17 protein-coding genes are annotated in these 15,664 nt (G+C 74.6%); 8 read left to right on the top strand and 9 right to left on the bottom strand.

All coding sequences use genetic code 11. The features are described 5' to 3' along the window. Nucleotides 1–122 precede the first annotated feature (122 nt). Nucleotides 123–788 (bottom strand): TetR/AcrR family transcriptional regulator, encoded by a 666-nt coding sequence (locus ABT106_RS19405; protein ID WP_351278746.1) that lies wholly within the window; start codon nt 786–788, stop codon nt 123–125. 89 nt (nt 789–877) lie between these two features. On the opposite strand from ABT106_RS19405, the gene ABT106_RS19410 reads away from it, so the two are divergent. The 3 genes from ABT106_RS19410 (at nt 878) to ABT106_RS19420 (ending at nt 3,173) form a co-directional block, all read left to right on the top strand. Next, nucleotides 878–2,029, top strand: coding sequence for an acyl-CoA dehydrogenase family protein (locus tag ABT106_RS19410; RefSeq protein WP_351278749.1), 1,152 nt, complete (start codon nt 878–880; stop codon nt 2,027–2,029). Nucleotides 2,030–2,113: 84 nt separating this feature from the next. Then, complete coding sequence (locus ABT106_RS19415) at nt 2,114–2,401, top strand: YiaA/YiaB family inner membrane protein (RefSeq protein ID WP_351278752.1); 288 nt, start codon at nt 2,114–2,116, stop codon at nt 2,399–2,401. A gap of 133 nt (nt 2,402–2,534) precedes the next feature. Continuing rightward, nucleotides 2,535–3,173, top strand: a complete 639-nt coding sequence (locus ABT106_RS19420; protein ID WP_351278755.1) for a TetR/AcrR family transcriptional regulator — start codon at nt 2,535–2,537, stop codon at nt 3,171–3,173. A 41-nt stretch (nt 3,174–3,214) separates the two neighbouring features. Here ABT106_RS19420 and ABT106_RS19425 read toward each other — a convergent pair whose 3' ends face one another. Then, nucleotides 3,215–3,676, bottom strand: a complete 462-nt coding sequence (locus ABT106_RS19425) for a MaoC family dehydratase (protein ID WP_351278757.1) — start codon at nt 3,674–3,676, stop codon at nt 3,215–3,217. A gap of 115 nt (nt 3,677–3,791) precedes the next feature. Between ABT106_RS19425 and soxR the strand changes: the two genes are divergently transcribed. Beyond that, nucleotides 3,792–4,235 carry a redox-sensitive transcriptional activator SoxR gene (soxR, locus tag ABT106_RS19430; protein WP_351278760.1) on the top strand — a complete coding sequence of 148 codons (444 nt, stop codon included), beginning with the start codon at nt 3,792–3,794 and terminating at the stop codon, nt 4,233–4,235. A 79-nt stretch (nt 4,236–4,314) separates the two neighbouring features. Here the strand turns inward: soxR and ABT106_RS19435 are convergent, their stop codons facing one another. The 4 genes from ABT106_RS19435 to ABT106_RS19450 all read right to left on the bottom strand — a co-directional run bounded on the left by ABT106_RS19435 (nt 4,315) and on the right by ABT106_RS19450 (nt 8,602). After that, a complete protein-coding gene (locus ABT106_RS19435; RefSeq protein WP_502979426.1) occupies nt 4,315–5,040 on the bottom strand; it encodes a 3-keto-5-aminohexanoate cleavage protein in 726 nt (241 codons plus the stop codon). Then, nucleotides 5,037–5,735 (bottom strand): hypothetical protein, encoded by a 699-nt coding sequence (locus ABT106_RS19440; RefSeq protein ID WP_351278763.1) that lies wholly within the window; start codon nt 5,733–5,735, stop codon nt 5,037–5,039. Before ABT106_RS19440 ends, ABT106_RS19435 begins: the two co-directional genes overlap by 4 nt. 95 nt (nt 5,736–5,830) lie before the next feature. Beyond that, complete coding sequence (locus ABT106_RS19445) at nt 5,831–7,246, bottom strand: serine-threonine protein kinase (RefSeq protein ID WP_351278765.1); 1,416 nt, start codon at nt 7,244–7,246, stop codon at nt 5,831–5,833. Nucleotides 7,247–7,330: 84 nt separating this feature from the next. Next, entirely contained in the window at nt 7,331–8,602 is a 1,272-nt protein-coding gene (locus ABT106_RS19450) for an exo-beta-N-acetylmuramidase NamZ family protein (RefSeq protein ID WP_351278768.1), read from the bottom strand. Between the two features lie 184 nt (nt 8,603–8,786). Here ABT106_RS19450 and ABT106_RS19455 point away from each other — a divergent pair, with 184 nt between their 5' ends. Genes ABT106_RS19455 through ABT106_RS19465 form a run of 3 tightly spaced genes read left to right on the top strand, consistent with a single transcriptional unit; the run spans nt 8,787 to nt 11,971 of the window. Then, the gene (locus ABT106_RS19455) at nt 8,787–9,560 is read left to right on the top strand and encodes an SDR family oxidoreductase (RefSeq protein ID WP_351278771.1); all 774 of its coding nucleotides are present in this window, start codon (nt 8,787–8,789) and stop codon (nt 9,558–9,560) included. After that, complete coding sequence (locus tag ABT106_RS19460; RefSeq protein ID WP_502979427.1) at nt 9,557–11,308, top strand: AMP-binding protein; 1,752 nt, start codon at nt 9,557–9,559, stop codon at nt 11,306–11,308. Before ABT106_RS19455 ends, ABT106_RS19460 begins: the two co-directional genes overlap by 4 nt. A 57-nt stretch (nt 11,309–11,365) precedes the next feature. Next, complete coding sequence (locus ABT106_RS19465) at nt 11,366–11,971, top strand: TetR/AcrR family transcriptional regulator (protein ID WP_267722589.1); 606 nt, start codon at nt 11,366–11,368, stop codon at nt 11,969–11,971. Nucleotides 11,972–11,975: 4 nt separating this feature from the next. Here ABT106_RS19465 and ABT106_RS19470 read toward each other — a convergent pair whose 3' ends face one another. Then, on the bottom strand, nt 11,976–13,082 hold the full coding sequence (locus ABT106_RS19470; RefSeq protein WP_351278778.1) for an alkene reductase: 1,107 nt from the start codon (nt 13,080–13,082) through the stop codon (nt 11,976–11,978). Nucleotides 13,083–13,134: 52 nt separating this feature from the next. Here ABT106_RS19470 and ABT106_RS19475 point away from each other — a divergent pair, with 52 nt between their 5' ends. Further along, entirely contained in the window at nt 13,135–13,512 is a 378-nt protein-coding gene (locus tag ABT106_RS19475) for a MerR family transcriptional regulator (RefSeq protein WP_351278780.1), read from the top strand. Between the two features lie 54 nt (nt 13,513–13,566). On the opposite strand, the gene ABT106_RS19480 is transcribed toward ABT106_RS19475, so the two are convergent. Next, complete coding sequence (locus ABT106_RS19480; protein WP_351278782.1) at nt 13,567–14,193, bottom strand: acetate uptake transporter; 627 nt, start codon at nt 14,191–14,193, stop codon at nt 13,567–13,569. A gap of 247 nt (nt 14,194–14,440) precedes the next feature. Beyond that, nucleotides 14,441–15,655, bottom strand: a complete 1,215-nt coding sequence (locus ABT106_RS19485; protein WP_351278785.1) for an acyl-CoA dehydrogenase family protein — start codon at nt 15,653–15,655, stop codon at nt 14,441–14,443. Nucleotides 15,656–15,664 lie beyond the last annotated feature (9 nt).

The raw sequence follows: 15,664 nt of genomic DNA on the forward strand, positions 1-15,664 counted from the left end.
GAGAAGATCGACTACTTCCTCCTGAACGGGTACAGCGGCAAGACCGGCAAGAAGACGACCACGGCGAAGCCCGCCGTGCCCCGCCGTGCCCCGCCGTGCCCCACCCTGCCCCGCCGTGTGCGTCACACCGGTTCGCGTCGTGCCGCCTCGTACTGCAGGGCCAGCCCGTCCAGCAGCGCCGTCAGGCCCGTCTCGAACGCGCCCTGGTCCACCTCGCGCTGCCGCTCGGCCAGCAGGTGGGCCTGCCCCAGGTGCGGGTAGTCCGCCGGGTCGTACGCCGCCTCGTCGTCCACGAAACCCCGGGCGAAGGAGGCCACCGCCGAGCCCAGGATGAAGTACCGCATCAGCGCGCCGATCCGGGTCGCCTGCGCCGGGGGCCAGCCGGCCGCCGTCATCGCGCCGAACACCGCGTCCGCGAGCCGCAGTCCCGCCGGGCGGCGGCCCGGTCCCCGGGCCAGCACCGGCACGATGTTCGGATGGTCGGACAGTGCGTCCCGGTACGAGTGCGCCCAGGCGTGCAGGGCCCCGCGCCAGTCCCGGACGCCCTCGGCCGCGTACGCCGGCGCCTCGAACATCGACAGGTCCACCCGCGCGCTCACCGCGTCCGCCACCGCCTCCAGGATCTTGTCCTTCGTCCGGAAGTGGTTGTACAGCGAGGGCCCGCTGACCCCGAGCGCGGCTGCCAGCCGCCGCGTCGACACCGCCTCCAGCCCCTCCGCGTCGACCAGCGCACCCGCCGCCTCGACGATGCGGGTTCTGCTGAGCAGGGGCTTGCGCGGTCTGGCCATGCGCCACATAGTAGGCCCTGCCCGCCATAAACTACCGGTGCTAGTTAACTGGCCCCGGGAGCCCGCCACGACGACCCCGGAGGTGCCCGGTGAACCTTGAGCTGAGCGAGGAGCAGACCGCCGTACGCCGGCTGGCCCGCGAGTTCACCGACCGTGAGGTCGTCCCGTACGCCGCCGAGTGGGACCGCGCCGAGAGCGTCGACCGGGCCGTGGTGAAGAAGCTGGGCGCGCTCGGCTTCCTCGGCCTGACCGTCCCCGAGGAGTACGGCGGCTCCGGCGGCGACCACCTCGCCTACGTGCTGGTCACCGAGGAGCTCGGCCGCGGCGACTCCGCCGTGCGCGGCATCGTGTCCGTTTCCCTCGGCCTGGTCGCCAAGACCGTCGCCGCCTGGGGCACCGAGGAACAGAAGCGGCGGTGGCTGCCCCGCCTGTGCTCCGGCGACGCCCTCGGCTGCTTCGGTCTGACCGAGCCCGGCACCGGCTCCGACGCCGGCAACCTCACCACGCGGGCCGTGCGCGAGGGTGACTCGTACCTGGTCAGCGGCAGCAAGATGTTCATCACCAACGGCACCTGGGCCGACGTGGTGCTCCTCTTCGCCCGCACCGGCGACGAGCCCGGCCACCGCGGCATATCGGCCTTCCTGGTCCCCGCCGACACCCCCGGCCTCACCCGCAGGGAGATCCACGGGAAGCTCGGCCTGCGCGGCCAGGCCACCGCCGAACTCGTCTTCGACGGGGTCCGCGTGCCGGCCTCCGCGATGCTCGGCCCCGAGGGCAAGGGCTTCTCGGTCGCCATGTCCGCGCTGGCCAAGGGGCGGATGTCGGTCGCCGCCGGCTGTGTGGGCATCGCGCAGGCGGCGCTGGACTCGGCCGTCGCGTACGCCGCCCAGCGCGAGCAGTTCGGCAGGCCCATCGCCCACCACCAGCTGGTCCAGGAGCTGATCGCCGACATCTCGGTCGACGTGGACGCGGCCCGGCTGCTGACGTGGCGGGTCGCGGACCTCATCGACCGGGGGCAGCCGTTCGCCACCGAGTCCTCCACCGCCAAGCTCTTCGCCTCCGAGGCGGCCGTGCGGGCCGCGAGCAACGCCCTCCAGGTGCACGGCGGGTACGGCTACATCGACGAGTATCCGGCCGGCAAGCTGCTGCGCGACGCCCGCGTGATGACCCTGTACGAGGGCACCAGCCAGATCCATAAGCTCCTCATCGGCCGCGCCCGCACCGGGGTCTCGGCCTTCTGAGGCCCGCCCTGCGGTTCGGGGATGAGTACGCGCCTGAGTACGCGTGCGGATGTGCCCGCGGCCGCGCGGCGCGATGCTCGATCCATGAACGAGACACCGGTCAAGCAGCAGAACTCGGGGGCGTACTACGGCCAGGCCGTTGCCTCCTTCGGCATCGCCATGGGCGCCGTATCCATGGGGATCTACAACATGGAGGTGAGCGGCTGGGTCCGCGCCTTCCTCGGCATCGCGGTCCTCTACCTCACCACCTCGGCCTTCACCCTCGCCAAGGTGATCCGCGACCGCCAGGAGGTCACCAAGATCGTGAGCCGGGTCGACCAGGCCCGGATGGAGAAGATGATGGCGGAGTTCGACCCCTTCGCGCCGAAGTAGCCGAAGTAGCGGGCCCGGCCCCCGGCCCGGGACCCGGTGCCTCGGCGCCGGGCCGCGCGGACGACGACGCTAAGCGCTTGCTCACCCTCCGGTAGGGTGTCCCTTCCCATACGGCGAAGAGGGTGAGAAGGCGATGGACAGCGTGGAGGAGACGGCCGGCGGCTACCAGCCGTGGTCGGAGGTCACCCCCGAGGCCGCGCGGCGGCTGCTCGTGGCCGCCGTCGAGGCCTTCGCCGAGCGCGGGTACCACGCCACGACCACGCGGGACATCGCGGGCCGGGCCGGCATGAGCCCGGCCGCGCTGTACATCCACTACAAGACCAAGGAAGAGCTGCTCCACCGGATCAGCCGGATCGGCCACGACAAGGCCCTGGAGATCCTGACGACCGCGTCCGACGGCCCCGGGAGCGCCGCCGAGCGGCTCGACGCCGCCGTACGGTCCTTCGTGCGCTGGCACGCGGCGCACCACACCACCGCGCGCGTCGTCCAGTACGAACTGGACGCCCTCGCCCCCGAGCACCGCTCCGACATCGTGGCGCTGCGCCGCCGGAGCGACGCCGCCGTACGCCGCATCCTCGCCGACGGGGTCGAGGCGGGGGAGTTCGACGTGCCCGACCTGCCGGGCACCACCCTGGCCGTGCTGTCGCTGTGCATCGACGTCGCCCGCTGGTTCAGCGTCGCCGGGCAGCGCACGCCCGACGAGGTCGGCGCGCTCTACGCCGACCTCGTGCTCCGCATGGTGGGCGCGCGGACGCCGGCCCCCCGGGAGTAGCGCGCAACCGTCCCCCGGGAGCGGGGGCGGCCGCCCATCGCTCAGAAGTAGTAGCGGGACACCGACTCCGCCACGCACACCGGCTTGTCGCCGCCCTCGCGCTCCACCGTGACCGTCGCCGTGACCTGCACCCCGCCGCCCGCGTCCACGACCTCCGTGAGCACGGCGGTGGCCCGCAGCCGGGATCCGACCGGCACCGGAGCCGGGAAACGCACCTTGTTCGTGCCGTAGTTGATGCCCATCCGCATGCCCTCGACCCGCATGACCTGCGGAACCAGGCTCGGCAGCAGGGACAGCGTCAGATAGCCGTGCGCGATGGTGGAACCGAAGGGGCCGGCCGCGGCGCGCTCCGGGTCCACGTGGATCCACTGGTGATCGCCGGTCGCGTCCGCGAAGAGGTCGATCCGCTTCTGGTCGACCTCCAGCCACTCGCTGGGCCCGAGCGGTTCGCCCGTTCCGGCGCGCAGTTCCTCGGCGGACGTGAAGACCCTCGGCTCGGCCATGCCCTGATCCTGCCTCTCGCAGACGACGGACGTACCGCGCTCAACGACTAAGCGCTTGCTCAGCATGCTGGGACCGTATGTGTATGTCAACGGACCTCCGGCTACGCTCGGCCTGGTGCCGCAGATTCCCGAAAAGATCCACGAGCTCACCGTCGGCCAACTGTCCGCCCGCAGTGGCGCGGCCGTGTCCGCGCTCCACTTCTACGAGTCCAAGGGCCTGATCAGCAGTCGCCGCACCTCCGGCAACCAGCGCCGCTACACCCGCGACGCGCTGCGCCGGGTGGCCTTCGTACGGGCCGCGCAGCGCGTGGGCATCCCGCTGGCCAGCATCCGCGAGGCGCTCACCCAGCTGCCCGAGGAACGCACCCCCACCCGCGAGGACTGGGCCCGGCTCTCCGAGGCATGGCGCGCCGAACTCGACCGACGGATCACCCAACTCGGGCGGTTGCGGGACCACTTGACGGACTGCATCGGCTGCGGCTGTCTCTCGCTGGAGAACTGCGCGCTGTCCAACCCGGACGACGTCTTCGGCGAACGGCTCACCGGCTCCCGGCTGTAGCATCGCCGCCCCTCGCGCCGCCGCCCCTCGCGCCGCGTGAAGCCTCAGCCCCAGCGGCCGCGCCCGCCCTGCCCTCCCCTCACGCCGCCGCCCGCACCGCCAGGGCGGCCGCCACCAGTTCGGCGTTCGACCGGGCCCGCCGCCCGTCCGGCAGGCGCAGCACGTCGCCCGCGCCGGTCCGCGCGCCCGCACCGCACCGCGCGGCCAGCCGCAGCACCGGCCAGGCGGCGTCGTCCCGCCCGTACAGCAGCAGGGCCACCGGCGGCAGCCCGCCCAGGCCCGCCACCAGCGCCGGTTCGGCCGCCGCCAGCTCCACGGCGAGGCGGACGCGTCCGCCGGGGTCGCGCAGCGGCCAGGCCAGGAACCGGGCCAGCGGCTCCGGGCCGGCCGGCCCGCCCAGCGGCACCACCGCGTCCACCGAGACCCCCCGGTCGAGCAGCGCCTCGGCGAGTTCCACCGCCCCGGGCTCCGCGAAGCACACCTGCGCCCGGTCCGGCAGCACCGACCAGGACCGCACCCGGGCCGGCCGCGCCGCCGGATCCGGTTCCGCCGAGACGCCCGCCGGCACCGACAGGGGTACGCCGACCCCCGCGTCCCGCAGCGCCTCCAGCACCGGCCCGACCACCCGGGGCGACAGGCTCTCCCGCCCGCACGGGGTCCGCGGGTGGACCAGGACCTCCCCGGCCCCGGCGGCGACCGCGCCCAGCGCCGACTCGGCCAGGGCACGCGGGGACATCGGGACGGCCGGCCCGTCGCGCGCCCCCCGACCGCCGTTCAGCGACACCAGCAACGGCGGCGGCCTCACGCGGCCCCCGCCGAGGGCATGTCCGCGAGCGCCGGTCTCGGCACCACGATCCCGCAGCCCGCGCAGACCGGGCCGCCGTCCCAGGCCCAGGCCCCCTCCCAGGGCCCGGGCCCTGGACCGGAGCCCGTACCCGGTCCGGCCCCCGGCCCCCGTACGCCCGGGCCCCGTACCCCGGGACCCCCCGCGCCCGACACCGCGCCCGGCCGCTGACCCGGCACCGGCACCGGCATCGGCGCCGGCCACCGCAGCTCCTCGTCCCCGCAGACCGGGCAGCCCGTCCCCGGCTCCGTCTCCAGCGCCCGCACCAGCCGCCGCAGCACCTCGCCCAGCGTCCCCTCGGGCCGTACCCCCGGGTCGGCGCACCGCACCACCGCGTCCCCACTGCCGCCCCACGCCCACTCCGGCCGGCGCAGACCGTGGTGCTTCTCGCGCCTGCGCCGCTCCGCGAAGTGCCTCTCGTACTCCAGCCAGACCGCCCGCGCCTCCTCCAGCTCCTCCAGCGCGGCGACCAGCCGCAGCGGATCCGCCCCCCGGTCCTCCGGGGCGATCCCGTGCCGGTCGCACAGGTGCCACCACGTGGCCCGGTGCCCGTACGGCGCGAACCGCTCCAGGCAGCGGCGCAGGGAGTGGCGCCGCAGGGCCCGGTCATTGCGCGCGTCGCGCACCTGGTGGGCCAGACTTTGGAATCCCGCCATCACACCTTCACCTCCGCCGATGTGCCCAACATGCCCGGCCTACGGCGGGCGCATGCGGGGGCGGTCGAGGCGTGCGGGTGGCAGATGGCCGGAAGTCAGCGCCCCATGCGCCCCGCGGTGACCACCAGCCGGGCCAGTTCCTCGTGGCAGATGTCACTGTGCGCCCCCGACGGGGCGCCGCCGCGCCGGACCACGGAACCCGTGTCCACGCTGACGCAACCGGCCCCCGGGACCCCCTCGCGCAGGGCGGTGTCGAGGCTCAGACGGGGCGCGCCGGGCACCGCACGCACCCCGTCGTGGCCGATCGCGCCCCACCGTTCGTCGAAACCGAGCAGACCGGCCGAATCCCCTGTCATCCGGGACGCCAGCGGATAGAACAGCTTCAGCGAGGTGTCGTACGGGGAGTGGCAGGCCACCACCGGCCCGTCGACCCGCCGCTGGAGGCCGCCCAGGGCGCCGCCGCGGCCCCGGTCGTGCGGCAGCCGGTCGGCGAAGGCGTAGTGGGAGAAGGCGCCCTGGAACAGGGTCAGCGACTTCACGTACCGGGCTCCGTCCGGCACCGCGCGCAGCGAGAAGGACACCACCCGCGCCCCGAAGCTGTGCCCGAGCAGGTGGACGCGCAGGGCCGGGCGGCGGGCGGCCAGCCCGGCCAGCACGGGGCCGAGCCCGCGCTCGCCGACCACGCCCGCGCGCTTCTTCATCTGGTAGTACGTGGCCTGCCGCAGCAGCTCCTTGGCGCCCTTCCACAACGGCCGCAGCCCGTCGCCGGCCGCCGGCTCCCGCCCCGCCGCGGCTTCGGTGCCGGACGGGTCGTCGCGGCCGGGCAGGTCGTCGGTGACGGGCGGGTCGTCGGTGACGGGCGGGTCGTCGGTGCCGGGCCCGGCTCCTGCCGCGGCCAGGGCGGTGGCGAGGTCCCGGCACACCTCCAGGACGTCCTGCGTGAAGACGGCGGGCACCGGGGGAGCGGCCGCGGTGGGTACGGCGTTCACCCCCGCCAGCTCCCGTACGAGCGCGCCGAACTCGATGAAGGCGGCCGCCGAGTCCTCGCGCCGCTCCAGCAGCTCGGCCATGCGGTCCAGCTCCGCCCGCCGGCCCGGCCAGAACGCGTCGAGCGCCGCGCGGGTGCCGGGGTCGAGCGCGGTGCCCCGGTCCGGCGCGGTGCCGGAGGCGCCCCGCCCCGAGGCGGCTTCCGCCGTGGCCGGGTCCGCGAGCAGCCCGGGGGCGTCGAAGTCCGGTATCGGCTCGTCCGCGAACCGGATCGAGGGCCAGACCACACCCACGTACCCCAGCCGCACCCCCGACCCCACGAGCCCCGGGAAGGGGGCGAAGAAGCGGTCGTAGAGCCGGGTCGAGGTGGACCGGTCGCTGTTCCAGCCGTGCGCGAACACCAGCAGGTCGGTGGCCTCCATACGGGACACCGCGGCCTCCGCCGCCCGGTCCACATCCCCCTCGGAGTCGAAGACCAGCTCCGCGTACGGCCCGACCCGTACCCCGCCGACGCTGTCCGCCATGACATCCCCCTCGCGCCGCCCCCGGCGTCCCCCGGGAGCCGGCGTCCCGCCGCCGCGTCCGCCCGACCCCCGGACGCCGTCGGATCACCCGTACAGGAGGTACCCCGCGCGCGCCTCCGCGAACCGGGCCAGCCCCGCCGCCCAGTCGCCGGCGATCTCCTCCACCCCGGCCCCCGCGTCGACCATCGTCCGGACCCGGTCCGAGCCCGTCAGCCTGTCGATCCAGTGGTCCGCGCGCCAGCCGAACCCGTTCCACGTCCGCCGCGCCGTGACCAGCAGCCCGATCCCCGCCCGTACGGGATCGAAGGTCTCCCGGTCGTGCACGATCAGCCGGACCCCGCCGCAGAGCCGGCCCGCGTGCTTGGAGAACGTCGGCGTGAAGTACGCCTCCCGGAACCACACCCCCGGCAGCCCCAGGGCGTTCGCCGCCTCCGCCCACCGGCGGTCGGCGCCCTCCGCGCCCACCACCTCGAAGGGGGTCGTCGTCCCGCGTCCCTCGGACAGGTTCGTCCCCTCGAACAGACAGGTCCCGGCGTACGCGAGGGCCGTGTCCGGCGTCGGCATGTTCGGGCTCGGCGGCACCCAGGGCAGCCCGGTCGCACCGAAGAGGGAATCCCGCCGCCAGCCGCTCATCGCCACCGTCCGCAGGGCGACGGGCCGGTCGGCCAGGAACTCGCCGTTGAAGAGCAGGGCCAGCTCGGCCGCCGTCATCCCGTGCGCCAGCGCGATCGGCTCCCGGCCCACGAAGCTCGCGTACGGGCGCTGGAGCACCGGCCCCGCCGCCCGGCGGCCGCCCACCGGGTTGGGCCGGTCCAGCACCACCACCGCCTTGCCGGCGAGCGCGGCCGCGCGCATGCAGTCGTACAGGGTCCAGATGTAGGTGTAGAAGCGGGCCCCGACGTCCTGGATGTCGAAGACGACGGTGTCGATCCCGGCGGCGGTGAACACGTCCGCGAGCCGCTGTCCGCTCGTGTCGTACGTGTCGTACACGGGGAGCCCGGTCGCCGGGTCGCGGGAGGCCCCCTCGGAGCCGCCGGCCTGCGCCGTCCCGCGGAAGCCGTGCTCGGGCCCGAACACCGCGACCAGGTCCACCCGTTCGTCCGCGTGCAGGACGTCGACCAGGTGGCGGGCGTCCGCGGTGATCCCGGTCGGGTTGGTGACCACCCCGACCCGCTGCCCGGCCAGTACGGCGTACCCGTCCGCCGCCATCCGCTCGAAGCCGGTCCGCACCCTCCCGGCTGCCGGAGCCGTGGGAGCCGCCGGAGCCGCGGCTCCGGCCGTGCTCACCGCCCCCAAGGCCCCCGTCGTCCCCATGGCCCCCGCCAGTCCCAGCACCCCGCGTCGCGACAGACTCATCCGGCCACGCTAGGCGGCAGACCCCTTCCGCCAGGACATACCGACTGGTTAGTATCCCCGCGATCCGTTCCGCGGATCTGCGGCGGCCGACCGGCGGCGCCGGCGACCGGCCACCGGCGGCCCACCACCGGCAGACCGTCACCGGCTCCCTCCGGCGCCCGGCCGTCGCACCCGGCCACGAAAGGTGATCCCCGTGAGCGCGTACCAGGACCAGCGAGTCGTCGTCACCGGCGCGGGGGGCGGCATCGGCGCGTCCCTCGCCCGCCGCTTCGCCGCCGAGGGCGCCACCGTGGCGGTCAACGACCTCGACCCCGCCAAGGCCGCGGCGGTGGCCGACGGGATCGGCGACCGGGCCGTCGCGGTGCCGGGCGACGCCTCGGAGATCGTGGCGCAGGCCCGCGAGGCACTCGGCGGCACGGTCGACGTCTACTGCGCCAACGCCGGACTCGCCTCGGGTGGCGACGCCTTCGCCGAAGAGGCCGTGTGGGAGGCCGCCTGGGACACCAACGTCATGGCTCACGTCCGCGCGGCCCGCCTGCTGCTGCCGCACTGGCTGGAGCGGGGGAGCGGCCGGTTCGTGTCCACCGTCTCCGCCGCCGGGCTGCTGACCATGATCGGCGCGGCGCCGTACAGTGTCACCAAGCACGGCGCGCTCGCCTTCGCGGAGTGGCTCTCGCTGACCTACCGCCACCGCGGGGTCGACGTCCACGCCATCTGCCCGCAGGGGGTGCGCACCGACATGCTGACCGCCGCGGGCTCGGCGGGCGAACTCGTCCTCGCACCGACCGCGATCGAGCCGGACGCGGTGGCGGACGCACTGTTCGACGGCATGGAGAAGGGCCGGTTCTTGATCCTCCCGCACCCCGAGGTGGCGGATTACTACGCCGCGCGCGCCACCGATCCGGACCGCTGGCTGGGCGGCATGAACCGCCTCCAGCGCACGTGGGAGGCCAGGTGAGTCCGCCGACCGCCGCCGCCCAGGACTCCCCGTACGCCGCCCGGCCCTGGCTCGGGCTGCTCAGCCCGGCCCAGCGCGCCCCCGTCGCGCCGCCGCCCACGGTGCTGCACGCCTTCCGCGCCGCCGCGGCCCGGGCGCCGGGCCGCACCGCCCTGGCCTACTTCGACGGCCGCACCGGCTACGCCGAGGCCGACGCGCTCTCCGACTCGGTCGCCGGGCACCTCGCCGAGCGGGGCGTCCGGCGCGGCGACCGGGTCGCCGTCATGCTCCAGAACACCCCGCACTTCGTGCTCGCCGTCCTCGCCGCCTGGAAGGCGGGCGCGGTGGTCGTCCCGGTGAACCCGATGTACAAGTCCGGCGAGGTCGGGCACGTCCTGCGCGACTGCGGCGCCGTCGCGCTGGTCTGCGAGGTGCGGGCGTGGGACGCGTACCTGGGGGAGGCGGTCCGGGGCAGCGCCGTGCGCACCGTCCTGACCGCGAGCGACCTGGACTTCCAGACGCGCGACGACCCCCGGGTCCTGCGGAGAGACCCGGCACCGGACACCGCGGCCCCCGCACCGGACCGCCGGTCCGACGGGGTCACCGACCGCCCGGCCGACGGGATCACCCACCCTCCCGCCCGCGGCGTCGCCGACCTCACCGCCGTCGCCCGGCACGGCCACCCGGCCCCGGACGACCCGCGCCTCACCGCCTCCGACACCGCGCTGATCAGCTACACCTCCGGCACCAGCGGCACCCCCAAGGGCGCGCTGAACCCGCACGGCGCGCTCACCTACAACGCCGTCCGCCAGGTGACCGGCCACCCGCTCCCCGAGGGCGCCACCTACTTCGCCCTCGCGCCCCTCTTCCACATCACCGGCATGGTGTGCCAGCTCGCCGCCTGCTTCGCCAACGCGGGCACCCTCGCCCTCGCCCACCGCTTCGAGGCCGGCGCCGTCCTCGACGCCTTCCTCGAACACCGCCCCGCCTACGCCGTCGGCCCGGCCACCGCCTTCATGGCCCTCGCCGCCCACCCGGCCGCCACCGCGGACCACTTCGCCTCCTTCCGGGTGCTCTCCTCCGGCGGCGCCCCGCTGCCGCCCGCGCTCGTCGAGCGACTGCGCGCCGCCTTCGGGTTCTACCTCCGCAACGGTTACGGCCTCACCGAGTGCACCGCCCCCTGCGCCTCCGTCCCCGTGCACCTCGAAGCACCCGTCGACCCCGTCTCCGGCACCCTCTCGGTGGGCCTGCCCGGCGCCGACACCGTCGTACGGATCCTCGACGAGCGGGGCGCCGAGGTCCCCCTCGGCGAACCCGGCGAGATAGCCGTCCGCGGCCCACAGGTCGTGCCCGGCTACTGGGGCCTGCCCGAGGACACCGCCCGGGCCTTCCCGGACGGCGAACTGCGCACCGGGGACATCGGGTTCATGGACCCGTCCGGCTGGCTGTACGTCGTCGACCGCAAGAAGGACATGATCAACGCCTCCGGCTTCAAGGTCTGGCCGCGCGAGGTCGAGGACGTGCTCTACACCCACCCCGCCGTCCGCGAGGCGGCCGTGGTCGGCGTCCCGGACCCCTACCGCGGGGAGAGCGTGAAGGCGTACGTGAGCCTGCGCCCCGGCGCCCCGGTCACACCGGAGGAGCTGTCCGCGTACTGCGCCGCGCGCCTCGCCGCGTACAAATACCCGCGCCGGGTGGAGATCCTGCCTGTCCTTCCGAAGACGACCAGTGGCAAGATCCTGCGACGGGAACTGCGCGACCGCGGCTGAAAACAGCCGGACGGCCGCCCGGGGCACGACGAAGCACACGGAAGGAAGGTCATCGCCATGGCGGCCAGGACCACGGAGCCCGAGGGCACGCACGAAGCGCCGGTACCGCAGCGCCTGCTGGCCGTCGCCACCAGGCTGTTCGCCGAACGCGGCTACGACCGCACCTCGGTCCAGGAGATCGTCGAGGCGGCAGGCGTCACCAAGGGCGCGCTCTACCACTACTTCGGCTCCAAGGACGACCTGCTGCACGAGGTGTACGCGCGGATGCTGCGCCTCCAGCAGCAGCGGCTCGACGCGGTGGCCGGATCCGACGCCCCGGTGGAGGAGCGGCTGCGCGCGGCCGCCGCCGACGTCGTCGTCACCACCATCGAGAACCTCGACGACGCGATGATCTTCTTCCGGTCGATGCACCAGCTCAGCCCGGAGAAGTTCAAGCAGGTACGGGCGGAACGCCGGCGCTACCACGAGCGCTTCCGGGCGTTGGTCGAGGAGGGCCAGCGCACCGGGGTGTTCTCCACGGCCACCCCCGCCGACCTGGTCGTGGACTACCACTTCGGGTCCGTGCACCACCTCTCCACCTGGTACCGCGCGGACGGCCCGCTCACCCCCCAGCAGGTCGCCGACCACCTCGCGGACCTGCTGCTGCGTGCCCTGCGTCCCTGACGGCTCACCCCGTCAGCGCGGGGTAGTCGGTGTACCCCTCCGGCCCCTGGACGTACATCAGGAACTCCGGGCGGAGCGCGTTGAGCGGCGCACCGGTGCGCAGCCGCTCGACGAGGTCGGGGTTGGCGAGGAAGCCGCGGCCCAGCGCGACCAGGTCGGCGCCCCCGGCCAAGAGGTCCCCGGCCCGCCGCAGGCCCCCGTCGGCGGCGACCTCCTCGTGGGAGAGCGCCGGGTTGGCGATCAGGGTGCCGGGCCAGTCCCGGCGGATGCCCGCGTACAGGGGGTGGTCCGGGTCGGCGTGGATCTGGTGGAGGTAGGCCGGCTCCAGCTCCGCCAGTGCCCCGAGCAGCGCCGGGTACAGCTCCGCGGTGTCCCCCTCCTCGATGCCGTTCACGCTGCCCCCGGGCGAGACGCGCACCCCGACCCGCTCCGGGCCCACCGCCGCGGCCACGGCCCGGACCACCTCGACGGTGAAGCGGATCCGGCGCTCCACCGGCCCGCCCCACGCGTCGGTACGCCGGTTGGTGTTCCGGGAGAGGAACTGGTGGAGCAGGTGCCCGTTGGCGGAGTGCACCTCCACCCCGGCGAAGCCCGCCGCGACGGCGTTGCGGGCGGCGGTCGCGAAGTCGGCGACGGTGTCCGCGATGTCCCGCTCCGTCATCGCCCGGGGCGCCACGGCGTCCCGGAGCCCGCCCGGGGTGTGCAGCGGCTCCGGGAACGTCACCGCAGAGGGGGCCACGGGGACGTGCCCGCTGGTGGCGGGGTGGCCGACCCGGCCGCCGTGCTGGAGCTGGAGGAACATCCGCCCGCCGGCCGCGTGCACGGCGTCGGTGACCCGCCGCCAGCCGGCGACCTGCGCGGGTGTGTGGATCCCGGGGATGTGCGGGTAGGTCTGGCCGACGGCGTTCGGCGTCGTGCCCTCGGCGATGATCAGGCCGGCCGAGGCGCGCTGGGCGTAGTACGCGGCCATGAGCCCGCCCGGGACCCCGTCGGCCCGGGCGCGGTTGCGCGTCAGCGGCGCCATGACCAGGCGGCTGGGCAGCTCCAGAGCGCCGAGGCGGGCGGGCTCGAAGAGCCGGGATGCGGAGGTCGCCTGCTGTGTCTGCGTCATGCCGGTACCGTAGAACCTGACACTGATGTGAGGTTCAAGATCTGGGGTGGGCATGCGGATCGGTGAACTGGCGGCACGCACCGGCGTCAGCGAGCGCTCGCTGCGCTACTACGAGGAACAGGGCCTGCTGGTGTCCGACCGGACGCCCGGCGGCCACCGCGACTTCCCCGAGCGGGCCGTCGACCGGGTCATCCGCATCCAGGAGCTCTACGCGGCCGGCCTGCACAGCGTGAAGATCGCACGGATCCTGCCCTGCATGCGCGACGAGGACGGCGGCCCCTCGCTGCGCGCCACCCCGGCACTGGTGGCTGAACTGGCCACCGAACGGGACCGGATCGAGCGGATGATCGGCGAACTGGAGCGCTCCCGCGAGGTGCTGGACGAGGTGATCGACGCGGCCGCGGGCGGCGGCGCGGCCGGCCCCGGCTGAGGCCGCCGTACGCCGGTCGGCCCGGGGAGGGCCTTCAGCCCGGGGACGGGTCCTTCAGCCCAGGGGGAGGACCTTGCGGCCCCAGGTCTCCTCGGTCACGACGGCGAAGGAGATGTACCAGGCGATGCCCGCGCACAGCAGGCCGAGCCAGCCGCCGGCGTGCCCGAGCGCGGTGACCTGGGTCAGGTCGCCCAGCGCCAGGAAGAGGAAGGTCAGCGCGAGGACGACGAACAGCGCCCGGTGCGCGAGGTCGAGCTTGAGGGCGGCGACCGACATGTACGCGGTGAAGACGAACCACGCGATGAGGAACCAGCCGGTGGCGATGTGCGCCTGGCCGGCGGGCAGGGTCGGGACGACGAACTTCACGTAGCCCGCGAAGGACATCCAGAACGCGCCGTACGAGACGAAGGCCGTGGTCCCGAAGGTGTTCCCGCGCCGGAACTCCAGCACGCCGGCGACGAACTGAGCCAGGCCGCCGTAGAAGAGGGCGAGCGGCAGGACGACCGCGCTGAGGGCGGCGTTCGACACCAGGCCCGAGTTGAACAGGCTGAGCACGAAGGTGGTCAGGGCGAACGCGGCCAGACCGAGCGGCCCGGGGTTGGCCGGCGCCCGCGATGCGGCGGCGGGTGCGGCCTCGGGGCGGGTGGCCCGCGGAGCGGGGGCCAGAGTGGAGCTGGGCATGGCTGGGGGCACTTTCAGTGGGGGAGAATCCGAATATATCGGACTTCATGACTGGTCTGGACCACCAGAAGTCCCCCGCACGGGACCGAAGCCCCGATCCCGGCCCGCGGCCGGGACCCCCCAACGCGAGCCCGCCCCGGCCAGAGCCCGGAGCCCGCCCCCTGCCCCTGGCCGGAGCCCGGGCAAGGGCCCTTGTCCGGAGCCCGGGCCCCGCTCCGCCGCCGACCGCCCGACCGCCCGCCGGAGGCTACTGGTAGCGCTTCAGCTCCCGCCGGGCCAGCGACCGCTGATGCACCTCGTCCGGGCCGTCCGCCAGCCGCAGCGTCCGCGCCGCCGCCCACAGCTCGGCCAGCGGGAAGTCCTGGCTCACCCCGCCCGCGCCGTGCAACTGCACCGCCTGGTCCAGGATGGCCACCACCGCCCGCGGCGTCGCGATCTTGATCGCCTGGATCTCGGTGTGCGCGCCCCGGTTGCCGGCCGTGTCCATCAGCCAGGCCGTCTTGAGCACCAGCAGCCGCAGCTGCTCCACCGACACCCGCGCGTCCGCGATCCAGTTCTGCACGACCCCCTGCGCCGCCAGCGGCTTGCCGAAGGCCGTACGCTCCAGCGCCCGCCGACACATCAGCTCGATGGCCCGCTCCGCCATGCCGATGAGCCGCATGCAGTGGTGGATGCGGCCCGGGCCGAGCCGCGCCTGCGCGATGGCGAAGCCGGTGCCCTCCTCGCCGATCAGGTTGGCCGCCGGGACCCGCGCACCGTCGAAGACCACCTCGGCGTGACCGCCGTGGTCGTGGTCCTCGTACCCGTACACCGTCATGGCCCGGCGGACCTCGACGCCCTGGGTGTCGCGCGGGACCAGGATCATCGACTGCTGGCGCCGCGGATCGGCCCCGGCCGGGTCCGTCTTGCCCATCACGATGAAGACCGCGCAGTCCGGGTTCATCGCCCCGGAGATGAACCACTTGCGCCCCGTGACCACGTACGCGTCGCCCGAGCGCTCGATCCGGGTCTCGACGTTGGTCGCGTCCGAGGACGCCACGTCGGGCTCTGTCATCGCGAACGCGGACCGGATCTCCCCGGCCAGCAGGGGCTCCAGCCACTGCTTCTTCTGCTCCTCGTTCCCGAACTGGGAGAGCAGCTCCATGTTCCCCGTGTCCGGGGCCGCGCAGTTGGTCGCCGTCGGAGCCAGGTGCGGGCTGCGGCCGGTGATCTCGGCGAGCGGGGCGTACTGGAGGTTCGTCAGCCCGGCGCCGTACTCGCCGTCGGGCAGGAAGAGGTTCCACAGGCCCTGGCGGCGCGCCTCGGCCTTCAGTTCACCGAAGACGGCCGGGGTGTCCCAGGGCGAGGCCAGCCGCGCGCGCTGCTCGGCGGCGACGGGCTCCGCCGGGTAGACGTACTCCTCCATGAACGCGAGGAGCCGCTCGCGGAGTTCCTCGGTCCGGGCGTCGAATGCGAAGTCCATGGGATGAGT

Origin of the sequence: Streptomyces sp. NPDC002044, from assembly GCF_040296725.1 — a bacterium.
GTDB classification, from domain to species: domain Bacteria; phylum Actinomycetota; class Actinomycetes; order Streptomycetales; family Streptomycetaceae; genus Streptomyces; species Streptomyces antarcticus.

Bases quoted from the DNA above. Each gene is read 5' to 3' on its own strand.
- ABT106_RS19485 (WP_351278785.1), bottom strand. From the start codon at position 15,655: ATGGACTTCGCATTCGACGCCCGGACCGAGGAACTCCGCGAGCGGCTC.
- ABT106_RS19480 (WP_351278782.1), bottom strand. From the start codon at position 14,193: ATGCCCAGCTCCACTCTGGCCCCCGCTCCGCGGGCCACCCGCCCCGAG.
- ABT106_RS19440 (WP_351278763.1), bottom strand. From the start codon at position 5,735: ATGGCGGGATTCCAAAGTCTGGCCCACCAGGTGCGCGACGCGCGCAAT.
- ABT106_RS19470 (WP_351278778.1), bottom strand. From the start codon at position 13,082: ATGACGCAGACACAGCAGGCGACCTCCGCATCCCGGCTCTTCGAGCCC.
- ABT106_RS19450 (WP_351278768.1), bottom strand. From the start codon at position 8,602: ATGAGTCTGTCGCGACGCGGGGTGCTGGGACTGGCGGGGGCCATGGGG.
- ABT106_RS19415 (WP_351278752.1), top strand. From the start codon at position 2,114: ATGAACGAGACACCGGTCAAGCAGCAGAACTCGGGGGCGTACTACGGC.
- ABT106_RS19420 (WP_351278755.1), top strand. From the start codon at position 2,535: ATGGACAGCGTGGAGGAGACGGCCGGCGGCTACCAGCCGTGGTCGGAG.
- ABT106_RS19405 (WP_351278746.1), bottom strand. From the start codon at position 788: ATGGCCAGACCGCGCAAGCCCCTGCTCAGCAGAACCCGCATCGTCGAG.
- ABT106_RS19445 (WP_351278765.1), bottom strand. From the start codon at position 7,246: ATGGCGGACAGCGTCGGCGGGGTACGGGTCGGGCCGTACGCGGAGCTG.
- ABT106_RS19465 (WP_267722589.1), top strand. From the start codon at position 11,366: ATGGCGGCCAGGACCACGGAGCCCGAGGGCACGCACGAAGCGCCGGTA.
- ABT106_RS19475 (WP_351278780.1), top strand. From the start codon at position 13,135: ATGCGGATCGGTGAACTGGCGGCACGCACCGGCGTCAGCGAGCGCTCG.
- ABT106_RS19425 (WP_351278757.1), bottom strand. From the start codon at position 3,676: ATGGCCGAGCCGAGGGTCTTCACGTCCGCCGAGGAACTGCGCGCCGGA.